The organism is Sphingomonas lacusdianchii, assembly GCF_022664395.1.
Taxonomy (GTDB): Bacteria; Pseudomonadota; Alphaproteobacteria; order Sphingomonadales; family Sphingomonadaceae; genus Sphingomonas; species Sphingomonas lacusdianchii.
Genome location: NZ_JAKRET010000004.1, coordinates 277,574 through 293,081, shown reverse-complemented (window position 1 = coordinate 293,081; position 15,508 = coordinate 277,574). Strand labels below are relative to the sequence as shown.

Annotated in this window: 9 protein-coding genes; 1 reads left to right on the top strand and 8 read right to left on the bottom strand. The window is 63.8% G+C overall.

All coding sequences use genetic code 11. From position 1 onward, the window contains the following. Positions 1 to 104 precede the first annotated feature (104 nt). The 3 genes from MF607_RS08010 to MF607_RS08000 form a co-directional block, all read right to left on the bottom strand. Positions 105 to 1,700, bottom strand: a complete 1,596-nt coding sequence (locus tag MF607_RS08010; RefSeq protein WP_242117215.1) for a carboxyl transferase domain-containing protein — start codon at positions 1,698 to 1,700, stop codon at positions 105 to 107. Beyond that, the gene (locus MF607_RS08005; protein WP_242117213.1) at positions 1,697 to 2,857 is read right to left on the bottom strand and encodes an acyl-CoA dehydrogenase family protein; all 1,161 of its coding nucleotides are present in this window, start codon (positions 2,855 to 2,857) and stop codon (positions 1,697 to 1,699) included. Before MF607_RS08005 ends, MF607_RS08010 begins: the two co-directional genes overlap by 4 nt. 308 nt (positions 2,858 to 3,165) lie before the next feature. Further along, positions 3,166 to 4,359 carry an MBL fold metallo-hydrolase gene (locus MF607_RS08000; RefSeq protein ID WP_242117210.1) on the bottom strand — a complete coding sequence of 398 codons (1,194 nt, stop codon included), beginning with the start codon at positions 4,357 to 4,359 and terminating at the stop codon, positions 3,166 to 3,168. A gap of 95 nt (positions 4,360 to 4,454) precedes the next feature. Here MF607_RS08000 and clpB point away from each other — a divergent pair, with 95 nt between their 5' ends. Then, the gene (gene clpB / locus MF607_RS07995; RefSeq protein ID WP_242117207.1) at positions 4,455 to 7,031 is read left to right on the top strand and encodes an ATP-dependent chaperone ClpB; all 2,577 of its coding nucleotides are present in this window, start codon (positions 4,455 to 4,457) and stop codon (positions 7,029 to 7,031) included. A gap of 32 nt (positions 7,032 to 7,063) precedes the next feature. Here the strand turns inward: clpB and MF607_RS07990 are convergent, their stop codons facing one another. From MF607_RS07990 to folD, 5 genes are all read right to left on the bottom strand, one after another. Beyond that, entirely contained in the window at positions 7,064 to 7,297 is a 234-nt protein-coding gene (locus tag MF607_RS07990; RefSeq protein WP_242117187.1) for a hypothetical protein, read from the bottom strand. A 127-nt stretch (positions 7,298 to 7,424) separates the two neighbouring features. After that, complete coding sequence (locus tag MF607_RS07985) at positions 7,425 to 10,337, bottom strand: TonB-dependent receptor domain-containing protein (RefSeq protein WP_242117185.1); 2,913 nt, start codon at positions 10,335 to 10,337, stop codon at positions 7,425 to 7,427. A gap of 418 nt (positions 10,338 to 10,755) precedes the next feature. Then, on the bottom strand, positions 10,756 to 13,755 hold the full coding sequence (locus tag MF607_RS07980) for a TonB-dependent receptor domain-containing protein (RefSeq protein ID WP_242117183.1): 3,000 nt from the start codon (positions 13,753 to 13,755) through the stop codon (positions 10,756 to 10,758). A 179-nt stretch (positions 13,756 to 13,934) separates the two neighbouring features. Then, positions 13,935 to 14,555 (bottom strand): MarC family protein, encoded by a 621-nt coding sequence (locus MF607_RS07975; RefSeq protein ID WP_242117181.1) that lies wholly within the window; start codon positions 14,553 to 14,555, stop codon positions 13,935 to 13,937. After that, positions 14,552 to 15,427 (bottom strand): bifunctional methylenetetrahydrofolate dehydrogenase/methenyltetrahydrofolate cyclohydrolase FolD, encoded by an 876-nt coding sequence (folD, locus tag MF607_RS07970; protein ID WP_242117178.1) that lies wholly within the window; start codon positions 15,425 to 15,427, stop codon positions 14,552 to 14,554. The genes MF607_RS07975 and folD overlap by 4 nt, the downstream gene beginning before the upstream one ends. Positions 15,428 to 15,508 lie beyond the last annotated feature (81 nt).

Here is a 15,508-nt window from a genome sequence, read left to right as displayed (position 1 = left end):
GGGGCCAGTTACCGCCGGTGCGTGCCAGCCATTGTCGTCCCCCAACTGGGCCCCGGCCTTCGCCGGGGTACGAACTGACCGGTGGGATCGCGCAATCCTCATCATCACATCCGGAAGATGCCAAACTGCGCGCGGTCGGCGATGGGCGCGTTGAGCGTCGCCGACAAAGCGAGGCCGAGCACGTCTCTGGTCTGTTCGGGGAGGATCACGCCATCGTCCCATAGCCGGGCGGTGGCGTAATAGGGGCTGCCTTCCGCTTCGTAGCGATCGCGGATCGGGGTCTTGAACGCTTCGGCTTCGTCGGGCGTCCACGTATCGGCGTCGCGGTGGACGGTCGCGAGCACGCTCGCCGCCTGTTCGCCGCCCATCACCGAGATGCGGCTGTTGGGCCAGGTGAACAGGAAGCGGGGCGAATAGGCCCGCCCGCACATGCCGTAATTGCCGGCACCGAAGCTGCCGCCGATCAGCACGGTCAGTTTCGGCACCTGTGCGGTGGCGACGGCGGTGACCAGCTTTGCGCCATGTTTCGCAATGCCTTCCGCCTCATATTTGCCGCCGACCATGAAGCCCGAGATATTCTGGAGGAACAGCAACGGCGTGCGGCGCTGACAGGCGAGTTCGATGAAATGCGCGCCCTTCTGCGCGCTTTCGGAGAAGAGCACGCCGTTGTTCGCGAGGATCGCGACCGGCATCCCCCAGATGCGCGCGAAGCCGCAGACCAACGTCGTGCCGTAGAGTGGCTTGAATTCATGCAGTTCCGATCCGTCGACCAACCGGCCAATCACTTCGCGCACGTCATAGGGCGCGCGGACGTCGGTCGGCACGATCCCGGCCAGGTCGGCCGCGTCGTGGAGCGGCGGACGCGGGTCGGCCAGCGCCAGTTCCGCGCGGCGCGGCGGTGGCAAGGTCGCGACGATATCGCGGACGATCAGCAGCGCCTGCTCATCATCCTCCGCGACATGATCGACCACGCCCGATTTGCGGCCATGGGTGTCGGCTCCGCCCAGTTCCTCGGCGCTGATGACCTCGCCGGTCGCGGCCTTGACCAGCGGCGGGCCGGCGAGGAAGATCGTCCCCTGCCCGCGCACGATCACCGTTTCGTCGGACATGGCGGGGACATAGGCGCCGCCCGCCGTGCAACTGCCGAGCACGCAGGCGATCTGCGGAATGCCCCTTGCCGACATGTTTGCCTGATTGAAGAAGATGCGGCCGAAATGATCGCGGTCGGGAAACACCTCCGCCTGATGCGGCAGGTTCGCGCCGCCGCTGTCGACCAGATAGATGCAAGGCAGATGGTTTTCCGATGCGATCTCCTGCGCACGGAGATGCTTCTTGACCGTCATCGGAAAGTACGCGCCGCCCTTTACGGTCGGATCGTTGGCGACGACCATCACCTGCCGGCCAAGGACGCGGCCAATGCCGGCGATCACGCCCGCCGCCGGAGCCTCGTCGCCATACATGCCGCCCGCCGCCAGCGCGCCGATTTCGAGGAAGGGCGATCCGGCGTCGAGCAGGCGGTGGATGCGGTCGCGCGGCAACAGCTTGCCGCGCGCGACATGGCGTTCGCGGCTACGCTCGGGTCCGCCCGATGCGGTGCGGGCGGTACGTTCGCGAAGATCGGCAGCGAGCGCTTCGTTGTGCGCGGCATTGGCGGCGAAGGCGTCCGACCCGCGATCGACCAGCGTCGGCAGCACCGTCATTGTGCGCGCGTCCCCTCGCCCAGCAATTCGCGACCGATCAGCATACGGCGAACTTCGTTGGTTCCGGCACCGATGTCGAGCAGCTTCGCATCGCGATAATAGCGTTCGACCGGCCAGTCCTTCGTATAGCCCGCGCCGCCCAGCGCCTGGATCGCGTCATTGGCGACCTTCACCGCATTTTCCGACGCCAGCAGGATCGCGCCCGCAGCGTCGTGGCGGGTGGTACGGCCGGCGTCGCAGGCGCGGGCCACCGCGTACACATAGGCCCGCGCCGAATTGAGCGCGACCGACATGTCGGCGATCTTGCCCTGCATCAGCTGGAACGCGCCGATCGGCTTGCCGAACTGCTTGCGCTCGGCGACGTACGGCAGGACGGTGTCGAGGCACGCCTGCATCAGCCCCAACTGGATGCCCGACAGCACGACGCGTTCGTAATCGAGGCCGCTCATCAGCACGCCGACGCCACCGTTCAGCGGCCCCATGACGTTCTCCTCCGGCACGAAACAGTCGTTGAAGACCAGTTCGGCGGTCGGCGATCCGCGCATTCCCATCTTGTCGATCTTCTGGCCGATTGCGAAACCGGCAAAGTCCTTCTCGATCAGAAAGGCGGTAATCCCCTTCGATCCCGCGTCCAGTGCGGTCTTGGCATAGACGACCAGCGTCGCGGCATAGGGGGCGTTGGTGATCCAGAATTTGGTGCCGTTCAGCCGATAGCCGCCATCGACCTTGTCGGCGCGCAGCTTCATCGACACGACGTCGGAGCCGGCACCGGCTTCGGACATGGCGAGCGACCCGACATGTTCGCCGCTGATGAGTTTGGGGAGATATTTCGCCTTCTGCTCAGGCGATCCCCAGCGCGCGATCTGATTGACGCACAGGTTGGAATGCGCGCCATAGGACAGGCCGACCGAGGCGGAGGCGCGGGCGACTTCCTCGCAGGCGACGACATGTTCGAGATAGCCGAGGCCGAGGCCGCCATCTTCCTCGCTTACGGTGATGCCGTGCAGGCCGAGCGCGCCCATTTCGGGCCAGAGTTCTTGCGGAAAGCGATCCTCGGCATCGACGGCGGCGGCGATCGGCGCGATGCGATCGGCGGCGAAGCGCTGCGTGGTCTCGCGAATGGCATCGGCCATCTCGCCGAGCGCGAAATCGAGCATGTCTCTCTCCTATGGTCCGGTCTTTGCCGGATCGTATCTGGCGTTACCAATAGGCGGGTTGGTTGGCGGAGCGCAAGCATGGCATCGTCACACCGGGTTTGATCGAAACCTTTGCGAACGTCCCTGGCCTATGCTGAAACCCATCCGTACCCCCGCGCAGGCGAGGGTCTAGGGCCAAGCAAAACAAAGCTTTGCGAGGGTAACTCTGGATCCCCGCCTTCGCGGGGACACGGTGGAGCGGACGTTCGCGGAGGTCTGGGCATGATCCGGCGTGACGACGAAGGTGGATCGCGAGTGGACATTCTCGCTCACGGCAGGCCGTTGCCTGCCGGCCCCGCCAGACAGCGCAGCACGGCGTCCCGATCGAACGGCGGTGCGGTAGCGGCGGTCATCGGCGCGATGTTGACCGGGCGGCCGATCACGACCGCGCCGAAGCGGCGATCGGTGACCCCGGCACAGCCCTTCGCCGCGCTCAGCAATCTGGGCGGGGTCGCATAGCCTTCATAGGAGAGGCGGAACGTGCCCCAATGAATGGCGATGCCGCGCGACGCCTCCAGCCGGCGGAACACGTCGAGCGCGTCTACGGGTCCGATATGCGCGCCGCTCGCCATCTGTCCCGGCTGGAACCGGAACGCGCCGATCGGGATCAAAGCGAGGCGGATCGGGCCGAGCGCCCTCGCCTCCTCCACCCAGCGGCCGTCGCCCATGCCGGTATCGCCCGCGAAGAACAAATTGCCGCCGGGCAGTTCGACGACGAAGGCCGACCACAAGGCGCGGTTGCGGTCGACGAACCAGCGGCTCGACCAGTGATGGTTGCGCACGACATGGACGTTGGCCCCCGCCACCCGTTGCACCTGTCGCCAGTCGAGCGCGGTCGCGGCGATGCCGGCGCTGCGCAGGATCGCGTCGTTGCCAAGGGCAGTGACGATCGCCGGCCGGTCGCGGTCGTACAGCGTCTTCAACGTGGCGAGGTCGAGATGATCGTAATGATTGTGGCTGATGACGATCAGGTCGATCTTCGGCAGCTCCGCCAGCGCGATACCGGGGGCCGCGACGCGTCTCGGGCCGAAGCCGAACGGCCCGGCGCGCTCGCTCCACACCGGATCGGTCAGGATGTTGAGGCCGGGGGTCTGGACCAGCACCGATGCATGGCCGATCCACGTCACCCGCATCGGCGTCCGACCGGGATCGCGCGCCGGGGGCGTTGCGGCGGACAGCAGTTCGGCGGGCCGTGCGGGCCGGACCGGCACCTGCGCAGGCCATGGCGGGCGGCCGTCGCTGCCGGTCACCTGTCGCCAGAAGAAGCCGCTGCGGCTGCCGCCCGGTGGCGCGGACGTGTCGTCGCCATCGGGGTTGAAGAAGCGCGCGCCGTCGAAATGGTCGCCCGCGACGCCGCGATAATAAATGCGGTCGAGGAAGCGCGGGACGATCGTGACGGCGAGGCACAGGACCGCGACGATCCACACCAATGCCCAGCCGAGAATGCGAACGCCATGTGCCATCGCGGCTCCAACGCCGTGCCTTGCCAAACGATGCACGCCCCCTTGTGTTGCCCATTTGCCACACCATATCGCCGCCAACATCACAGGGGACCGATATGAACCTCGAGAAATTCACCGACCGCGCGCGAGGCTTTTTGCAGGCCGCGCAGACGGTTGCGATCCGCAATTCGCATCAGCGGATTACGCCCGAACATATATTGAAGGCGCTGCTCGACGACGAACAGGGCATGGCTGCGGGCCTTATCACCACCGCCGGCGGCGATGCGCGACGCGCGATCGCTGAAACCGATGCGGCGCTGGCCAAGATGCCGTCGGTGTCGGGGTCGGGCGCGCAGCAGAATCCGGGCCTCGACAATGACAGCGTCCGCCTGCTCGACCAAGCCGAACAGATCGCGACCAAGGCAGGCGACAGCTTCGTGACCGTCGAGCGGATGTTGCTGGCGCTGGCCCTGTCGCAGGGGCCGGCGGGCAAGGCGCTGACCGCTGCCGGCATCACCGCGCAGAATCTGAACGCCGCGATCGACAAGCTGCGCGGCGGGCGCATCGCCGATACGGCGGGGGCCGAGGATCGCTATGATGCGCTCCGGAAATTCGCGCGCGACCTGACGGCGGCGGCGCGCGACGGCAAGCTCGACCCGGTCATCGGCCGCGACGAGGAGATCCGCCGCACGATCCAGATTCTCGCCCGACGGACCAAGAATAATCCGGTGCTGATCGGCGAACCCGGCGTCGGCAAGACCGCGATCGCCGAGGGTCTCGCGCTGCGTATCGCCAATGGCGACGTGCCCGAGGGGCTGAAGGACCGCACGCTGATGTCGCTCGACATGGGCTCGCTGATCGCCGGCGCCAAATATCGCGGCGAGTTCGAGGAACGGCTGAAGGGCGTGCTCGACGAGGTGAAGGCCGGCGACGGGCAGATCATCCTGTTCATCGACGAGATGCACACGCTGATCGGCGCGGGCAAGTCCGAAGGGGCGATGGATGCCGGCAATCTGCTGAAGCCCGCCCTCGCCCGGGGCGAGCTCCACTGCATCGGCGCGACGACGCTCGACGAATATCGCAAGCATGTCGAGAAGGACCCGGCGCTTCAGCGACGGTTCCAGCCGGTGTTCGTCGGCGAACCGACCGTCGAGGACACGATCAGCATCCTGCGCGGCCTGAAGGAGAAATACGAACTCCATCACGGCGTGCGGATTACCGACGGCGCTTTGGTATCGGCGGCGACGCTGTCGAACCGCTACATCACCGACCGCTTCCTGCCCGACAAGGCGATCGACCTGATGGACGAGGCCGCCAGCCGCATCCGCATGGAGGTGGAGAGCAAGCCCGAGGCGATCGAGAGCCTCGACCGCCGCATCCTGCGCATGAAGATCGAGCGCGAGGCGCTGCGCCGCGAAAGCGACGCCGCCAGCATCGACCGGCTCGACACGCTGGAGGAGGAACTGGCCAATGCCGAGCAGCAACTCGCCGAACTGGTGACGCGCTGGCAGGGCGAGCGCGACAAGATTGCGTCAGAAGCCAAGCTCAAGGAACAGCTCGACGCCGCGCGCGTCGCGCTCGAACAGGCGCAGCGCGCGGGCGACCTCGCAAAGATGTCCGAACTGACCTATGGCACGATCCCGACGCTCGAAAAACAGTTGCGCGAAGCACAGGCGAATGCCGGCGGCGCGATGCTGCGCGAGGAAGTAACCGCCGACGATATCGCCGGTGTGGTCAGCCGCTGGACCGGGGTGCCGGTCGACCGGATGCTGGAGGGCGAGCGCGAGAAGCTGCTCAACATGGAGGATGCACTCGGCAAGCGGGTCATCGGCCAGAGCGAGGCGGTGCGCGCCGTCGCCACCGCCGTCCGCCGTTCGCGCGCGGGGCTACAGGACCCGAACCGGCCGCTGGGGTCGTTCCTGTTCCTCGGGCCGACGGGCGTCGGCAAGACCGAGCTGACCAAGGCGCTCGCCGAATTCCTGTTCGACGACCCCAACGCGATGGTCCGCATCGACATGAGCGAGTTCATGGAAAAGCACGCGGTCGCGCGGCTGATCGGTGCGCCGCCGGGCTATGTCGGCTATGAGGAAGGCGGCAAGCTGACCGAAGCCGTCCGCCGCCGCCCCTATCAGGTCGTGCTGTTCGACGAGGTAGAGAAGGCGCATGGCGACGTCTTCAACATCTTGTTGCAGGTGCTCGACGACGGCCGCCTGACCGACGGACAGGGGCGCACGGTCGATTTCTCGAACACGATCGTGATCCTGACGTCGAACCTCGGCTCGCAATATCTGACCAACCTGCCCGATGGCGCGGGCGTCGAGACGGTCGAGCCGCAGGTGATGGACGTCGTCCGCGCCCATTTCCGCCCGGAATTCCTCAACCGGCTGGATGAGATCATCCTGTTCCACCGGCTGGCGGCGGAGCACATGGCGCCGATCGTCGACATTCAGGTCGGTCGTGTCAGCCGTCTGCTGGCGGAGCGCAAGGTGAAGGTCGAACTGACCGATGCCGCGCGGGCATGGTTGGGAAGGGTCGGCTACGACCCGGTCTATGGCGCGCGGCCGCTGAAGCGCGCGGTGCAGCGTTACTTGCAGGATCCCTTGGCCGATCTGATCCTGCGCGGAAGCGTGAAGGATGGATCGACGGTGCGGGTCGATGAGGGGGATGGGGCGCTGACGTTAAGCGTGGGGTGACGGCGACCGCGCTCGCCACCCTCGACCAAACTTTATTGGTTCTGGGTGACGAGCGCAGGAAGCATTGAACGCCCGAGTTCCTGTCCCTGCCGCGCCACCTGATCCCACTGCTTTGCGGTCAGGCAGACCTTTTTGCCGCGAACGTTCGAACCAGTGTCCAACGTACGCTTGCAGATTAGCTTCGGCGCGGTCGCAACCGGGGGAGATGATGACGTTGCCTGCTGACCGACGAGTCCGACAAACAGAGTAGTTACGAACATCAGCATCAACATTCCTTCCTATCGCAAGACAGGGTCATTCTACCTCAAATTTTATAGCATGCCAGTAAGTAAAAAGGGGCGGGATCAAATCCCGCCCCTCCTCAGTCAAGTCCTGAATACGCTAATCGATGTATCAGAAGCGCAACCGGACGCTGGCAGCGAAACGGCGACCCAAGGCGTCATAGGTCGACGGATAGACGTTGCCGCTGTTGAAGGCCGTTGTACCGATCGATGCACCGACCACCTTTGGCTGGTTGTCGAACAGGTTCAGAGCGGAGATCGTGAAGTCGAAGTTATCGGTCACGCCGAACCGGGTCGTGAGGTCGAAATAATGCTCGGCTCCGATGCGACGGAATTCCTCCAGCGGTCCGCCGCCATTGGCGATGTCGTCGGCAAGTGCCGCCGGCTCATACGAGACGGCATCGATATACCGCCACAGCAACGAAATGTCGGCTGCACCGATTGTCAACGTCGTCCGCTGATTGAAGCTGAACTCCGGCTGGATCGACAAGCAGTTGACACTGTAATAGCCGACGCATTCCCGGTTGATCGACGTCGGGGTCGCCTGGAACCTGTTGCTGTTGGTCCAGTTGCCGATGAACGACAATGCCAAAGCACCGAAACCGAGCTTCTGCCGGTAGTTCAGCGAGACGTCGATACCGTCGGTCTTGATCCGACCCAGGTTCGAAAGCGGCAGAGCCAAACCGGTTGCTTCACCGTTGAGGCTGCCGTCGATCGGATCGCGACCGATCGCCCGACAACCAGCCGACGTAGCGGCCTGTAGCGGCGAGTAGCAGCTCGCAAACACGTCACCGACCGTCGGCGACGTGATCGCGTCCTGCACCGCAATGTTGTAATAGTCGACGCTGGCGTTGAAGCCAGGCAGGAAATCGGGCTGCAGCACGGCGCCGATCGTCCACGTCGTCGCCTTTTCGACGTTGAGGTTCGGATTGCCGCCGGTCGAGACGTTGACCTGACCCGCGGAAGGCAGCGGGATCGTGCCGATCAGCTGCTGGGCACGAGCGGCGGTGGCGCCGCCAGCGACGATCTGCGCGGCGCAGACCTGACCCAAGGCGGAGCCAGCCGTGACGCCGGTTCCGGCGCAGGGATCGGAAGCCGAGTTGTCGAGTCCGATAACCGACGGCGCGAACAGTTCGCCGATGTTCGGCGCACGAGCCGCCTTCTGATAATTCCCGCGAATGCGGATTGCCTGGACAGGCTCCCACGTACCGCCGGCTTTCCACGTCCAGTTGGTTCCTGCCGTGGAATAGGACGATACACGACCACCCGCTTCCACCGTCAGGCTGTGAAAGAACGGACGCTCCGCGACAAGCGGGACGATCAGTTCCGCGAAGCCTTCCTTCACGTTATACTGGCCTGCCACATCAGGCGATGCCGCGCCGTTGCCGAGCACTTCGTTCGGGCGCTGCGTCAGTTCATCCGATACCACTGCCGCCGTGTACTTGCGATACTCGGCGCCGATCGCGAACGAGATCGCGTCCGTTGCGAACGGGCTGTTGAAGCCCAGATCGCCGCTTAGGACGCCGCGGGCCTGCGCCAAGGAGGTCTTGGTCGTCGTGCCGTTCGTGACGCCGAGCAGGAAGCCGAGCTGGTCAGGGGTGATCGTACCGGCCGCACCAAACAAATTGATCGGGACGCAACCGTTGCTGTTGTCGATGCAGGTCGCGGTGTTCGTTGCCAATGCCGCCTGACGCAACCGCGTGCGCGTACCGTTTCCGCTCTGGCGTTGTGCGTTCTCACTTTCGCCATATCCGCCCGAAATATCGAACTGGACGTTGCTGGTAATGTCGCCGCGCACGCCAAAGCGGTAATCGAACAGCGTGGTCGTGTAGGTCGACAGGCGCGGACCCGCTTCAATGAAGCGACGCGAGACGTTGCTCGTAAAGGTGCGGTAGTTCGGATCGGTCGTCGAGGTCGCGAGGGCGGCCGCATCACACTGCGCTGCGGTTAGACCGTTAGCAGCGCAAATCTGACCACGCGCCGCCGCTGGCAGATAGGGGTTCGAATACGGGATCGTCAGCGAGTTGCCGAACGTACCCGAAGAGGCAATAACGGTCTGCACCGTGTTCTTCGAGAACAATCCGCGACCATATACTTCGATATTGTCGGTAACTTCGTAATGTGCCGCGCCGAACATGTTGTAACGCTCGAACGGCGTCTGGAAGATGTTCTGCGGGTTGAAGTTAAAGAGCGCGTACGTCGGAACGAGACGACCGGTTTGCGGATCAATCTGTTGGTTGGTGCCGAGGCCAAGACCGGTAAAACGGCCCGGGACCGTCGTTCCGGAACCGCCCTGCGCACCGGTGTAGGAATCGATGTTGAATTCGGAAAAGTCGCGATCGCCCTGATAAACCGGGTCCGCCTTCTGATACCCCATGCTGAACACGGCGTTGCCGCGTCCGTCATCGAAGTTCGCGCCCAGGGTCAGATCGCCGCGGAACACGTTGCCGTCGCCACGTTCGGTTATCTGCTCGCTGACGGTCGCTTCCATCCCCGAGAAATCACGCCGGGTGATGAAGTTGATAACGCCGGACACCGCGTCTGCACCATAAGTGGTCGATGCGCCGCCGGTGAGGATGTCGGTCCGCTGCAGCAGTGCAAGCGGAATGTTGTTCAGGTCGGTGATACCGCCAAGACCAGCAGGTGCGATGCGCGATCCATCGAGCAGTACGAGGTTGCGATTGGCACCTAGACCACGCAAGTCGACGAACGAGGCGCCGCCATTGCCGTTGTTCACGGCCGAACCAATGCTGGGAACCACGCCCGGCAATTCGCGCAGGAACTGTTCGGCGACATTTGTCTGCCGGAGTTCGAGTTCCTCCGAACTAACCGAATTGACCGGCGACGATTGGACCAGATTGGGATTGCGGATGAGCGATCCGGTGACGACGATGTCCTCGGCAGGTGCTTCCTGTGGCGCAGGTTCAGAACCCACTCCAGTCGTGGCGTCCTGTGCTATGGCCGAGGTCGAGAAACCGACCATCAGCGTCGAGGCGAGCAACGCAGTCCGTACATTAAGCTTCATATTTGCCCCTATCCTATTGGCGCTCGTAAACGTTGCGCAACAATTGGAGCGTAATGGGTGCACGAGTTTCGACGCAATCAGGCGAAAGTTCGGCCAACGTTAAATCGTTCGAGCGTGGTTTTTCGGTAACAGTCGCAACAAAGCTTGCCACATCCACTGCATATCGACCTAAACATCTACAATAGGGTGTTTTTATTATAATACGTTTATACGCATTTAAAATTTTGCAAACCTAATTGCTGTTTTTCGATATATTCAGAACTGGAACTTTTAGTGGTTTGCTGTTGCACTCCAGTAAATCAGCTTCACTATTTAGCGTCGCTAGGTTGAACCAGAATCGACGTTTCAATGCGCTGTGGACAACGAAAAAGGGCGGCTCCTTCCGGAACCGCCCTTTGTTTTTCCGATAGCGAAACGACTAGAAGCCGAACTTCGCACCCGCACGGAAGCTGCGGCCGAAGATGCCGTTGCCGCCCTGCACCGGGTTGTACAGGTGAGCGCCGTAGGTGACCGGATCGATCGGCGGCAAGCGATCGAACAGGTTCAGGGCGTTCACGTAGAAGGTGACGTTGTCGTTGACGTTGAAGCTGACGTTCAGGTCGGCCGTCAGATAGCTCTTCACGCGGCAGTCGACATAGCCCGGGTTGAGCGAGCAGTCGCCGTAATCGCCGCCCTGATCCTCTGCCGACAGGTCATAGCCCGACACGTAGTTGACCGTCCCCGTCACGTCGACCTTGTCGAACGAGAAGGTGTTCGACCAGTTGCCACGCCAACGGAAGGTGCCGTTACCCGCCGTCAGATTGAAGTTGCCGAGCGTGTCGACATAGGTTTCCTTCGTGCCGTCCGGGAAGGTCGTGCTCAATTCGATCAGCCAGCTGACATTGGCAGCGGTCCGCCACTGGAAGCCACCGAAATCGACGCGGCCGGTCAGACCGAAGTCGATACCTTCGGAGAAGATCGTATCCGAATTGATAAGCTGCGATTCGACGAAGCCGATGCGCGGACGGCCGTTCTGCAGGTTGACGTCGGGTGCATCGGGAATGACGTTGAACCCGGCCGGGATCGGCTGACCCGCATAATAGGCCGCGATCGCTGCAGCGTTCGACGGCGAGGTGATCGCGCCGGTCTTCTTAATATTGAAGTAATCAGCGGTGAAGGTGAAGTTCGGCACCGGCGAGAACTGGATACCGGCGGTGTAGCTGCGCGACTTTTCCGGCTGCAGGTTCGGCGAGGCGAGCGTGGTCGAACCGATCGAATAGCTGGTCAGATAGGTCGGGCAGGCCGTTGCCGCCGTCGCGTCGTCGGCGCAGGCCGCGCCATATTGTGCACGGAAGCTGGCCGGCACGTTGGTGATCGACTGGCTGACATAGCCGGTCGTCGGCAGCGCGTTGGCTTCGGCAAAGCTTGGGATGCGGAAACCGCGCGACCAGGTACCGCGCACCGACAGCTGACGGATCGGGGTGAAGCGCGCACCGACCTTCGGCGAGAAGTTGCTCTGCCCGGTCGAATAATGGTCGTAGCGACCCGACACGTTGACATCGAGCTGGTCGAATACCGGCGCCTGTATCTCGGCGAATGCCGAGCTGACGGTGCGATTACCCTCGGTACCGAACGCGTTGATGGTGAAGTAACGCTGCGTCGGGCCGTTGTTGTCGGGGTTGGCGCTGGGCGCATTGACCGCTTCGTAGAAGATCGAGCCGCCGACACCGAGCTGGACCGGACCACCCGGCAGGTTGAACAGTTCCTTCGAGAAGGTGACCTGCGTCTGGTACAGATCCGACGAGGTATCGGTGATGTTCACCGGCGTCAGATAGTCGCGCACCGCCTGCGTGTTCTGGCCGGGGTTGACGAAGTTGTAAGAACCGTCAGCGATGACGTTCAGCAGGTTCTGGATGTAGACATAGCCATCCTGCAGACGACGCAAGTCGGTATGCATCGCGGTCGCGCTGAAATTATAGTCGATATCGTCGAAGATCGTGCCGTTCAGGCCGAACGCCGCACGATATACGCGGCTGCGCGTCTCGTTATAGGTGCGTTCCTGGTTGCGGCCGAGGATCTGCGCGGTCTGGCCCGACGCTGCGAACGGGTTGTTCGGGTTAAGCGTGCCGTTGGCCGCGGTGCAATTTACGCGTGCGGCGCAGACATAGACCGGCAACGTCAGGACCGCCGAACCGGGCGCAAAGGTCGCCGCCCCCGACGAAGTGGAGAATTGCGGGAACAGGATGCCGGTCGGGGCATTTCCGCGGATCACCCCGGTCAGGCCGTAATAGCTCGACCGCGTCTGCTGGAAGTTGACCGATAGATACGCTTCCGACGTATCGCCGACCTTCGCGGTGAAGCGAGCCGAACCGCCGAAGCGTTCGATGTCCGGGGTCACGTTACCGTAATTGTAGGTCAGGTCTTCCTGACAGACGTTCGAAACCGGCAGCGTTCCGTTGACAAGCTGTCCATTCGAGTTGGTCCGCGTCAGATCCGCCTGGGTCGGCGTGACCGAAGGACCGGCATAGCAGCCCGCCGTCGGGTTCAGGATCTGATAGCGGCCGGTCGTGCCCGGGCGCACGTAGAAGGTGCTGCCGACGTTGAAACCATTGATTTCACCGGCGGCATTCTGACCGTTCAAGATGCCGTTCGGGCCGCCGATGCTGCGCTGGTCGTCGGTCGTGAAGATGCCGCGCAGGTCCTTGTTGGCGACGCCTTCGCTGCGGAAATAGAAGCCGCTGATATAGGCGTTGTAACCCTGCTCATCGAGATCGCCGGTGCCGGCGGTCAGCGTCAGGCGCTGGTTGGCGGCAACGCCGTCTTCCGAAATACCGGCTTCGACCCGGCCGCCGATGCCCTTGAAAGAACGCTTGGTGATGATGTTGACCACGCCCGCGATCGCGTCGGCGCCGTAGCTCGACGAGGCGCCATCGCGCAGCACGTCAACGCGCTCAACGATGTCGTCGGGGATGGTGTTCAAATCGACGAAGTTGCGCGAACCGTCATCGGCAAGCGGATAATAGGCGGCACGCAGGCCGTCGAACAGGACCAGCGTCGAGCTGGTCGACAGGCCGCGCAGCGACACCGCCGACGCACCGCCGGCGAACGCGCCGTTGGCGGTAAACGAGTTAGTCAGCGCCGGACCGTTGTTGGACGACAACAACTGAATCGCGTCCTGCACCGTGTTGATGCCGCGCGCGTCGAGATTTTCGGCGGTCAGCGTGGTGACCGGCGAAATGCCGCTATCGGTGCCGCGCAGAATCGAGCCGGTGACGATGATGTCCTGCGACGTATCGTCGGTCGGGTTCGCCGGCGTCGGCACGGTCGTGCCCGCCGGAGCGACTTCCTGCGCGATGGCGGGAACTGCAACTGCGCTGGCGATCAGCGCGGTCAAAGCAGCCCCGTGGCGCAGCGATGCGCGCATTGATAGTGCAATCATGGAAATTTTATTCCCCTTTGGCCCGGTCAGGCATCCCAGTGGTCGCGGAACGTGCATCCCGCATAACCATGGCTAACTATCGGTGAAAGCAGGGATGGTTGCAAATACGTGTATATGTACGCATACACTTTCGTAACGAGTGTCACCAATCCGCAACAGTTTGAAGCGGATTGGAAGCGTTACAGAAAGCTCGCCCGCAACCCGTCGATCACGAATTGCGCCGCCAGCGCCGCCAGCAGGACCCCCAGCAGCCGGGTAATCACCGCCTCGATCCGCGCGCCAAGCAGCTTCATCAGCGGTCCCGCCGCGAGCAACGCGATCAGCGTCAGCAGCAGGATCGACGCCAGCGCGCCCAGGACCACCGCCCGCGCGCTCCAATCGCCGACCTGGCTCATCAGCAGCATCACCGATGCGATCGACCCCGGCCCGGCGATCATCGGCATCGCCATCGGGAAGGTCGACACGTCCTCGACCTCATGCGTCTCGATGATTTTCTGTGCGCGATCCTCGCGGCGCTGGGTGCGTTTCTCGAACACCATCTCCAGCGCGATCAGGAACAGCATGATGCCGCCGGCGATGCGGAAACTGTCGAGACTGATCCCCAGCGCCTTCAGCAGCGCCTGCCCGAACAGGGCGAAGACGAGGAGGATGGCGGTGGCGATGGTAACCGCGCGGATCGCCATCGCCCGGCGCTGCACGTCCGACGCCCCGGTGGTCAGCCCGGCATAGATCGGCGCGCAGCCCGGCGGATCGATCACCACGAAGAAGGTGATGAGCGACGAGACGAACAGCTCGATCACAGCGCGCTATCGTCGAACGGCAATCCTTCGCGCCGGTGCGCCGCGACCAGCGCGTTGCGCAGCAGGCAGGCGATGGTCATCGGCCCGACCCCGCCCGGCACCGGGGTGATCGCGCCGGCGACCGACATGGCGGAAGCGAAGTCGACATCGCCGACCAGCCCGTTATCGGTGCGGTTGATGCCGACATCGATCACGGTCGCGCCGGGCTTCAGCCACTCGCCCTTGACGAAGTTCGCTCGCCCGACCGCCGCGACGACGATGTCGGCGCGCGCGACATGGCCGGGCAGGTCGCGGGTCCGCGAATGGGCGATGGTGACGGTGCAGCTCTCGGCGGTCAGCAGCGCCGCCATCGGCTTGCCGACGATGTTCGACCGACCGACGACCACCGCGTCCTTGCCCGACAGGTCGCCGAGTTCGTCGCGCAGCAGCAACAGACAGCCATAGGGGGTACAGGGCACCATGCCCGGCAGGCCGGTCGCCAGCCGCCCGGCATTGACCGGGTGGAAACCGTCGACATCCTTGTCGGGATCGATGGTCAGCAGCACCGCGTCGCTGTCGAGATGCCGGGGCAGCGGCAATTGCACGAGGATGCCATCGACCGCGGGATCGGCGTTCAGCCGTTCGACCAGCGCGATCAGTTCCTCCTGCGACACATCGGCCGAAAGGCGATGTTCGAAGCTGGCCATGCCCGCCTCACGGGTCGCCTTCCCCTTCGACCGGACATAGACGGCCGAGGCTGCGTCCTCGCCCACCAGCACCACGGCGAGGCCGGCGGGACGGCCGGCGGCTTCTGCAAAGGTCGCGGCATGGGTGGCGAGGCGCGCGCGCAGATTCGCGGCGAAGGCTTTTCCGTCGATGATCCGGGCTGTCATGCCGCCGTGCATACTGGGTGGCGGCGGGGTTCGCCACCCCTTGGATCGGCATCTGCGTTCGTCGCGGCAGCGTTCGGCTTC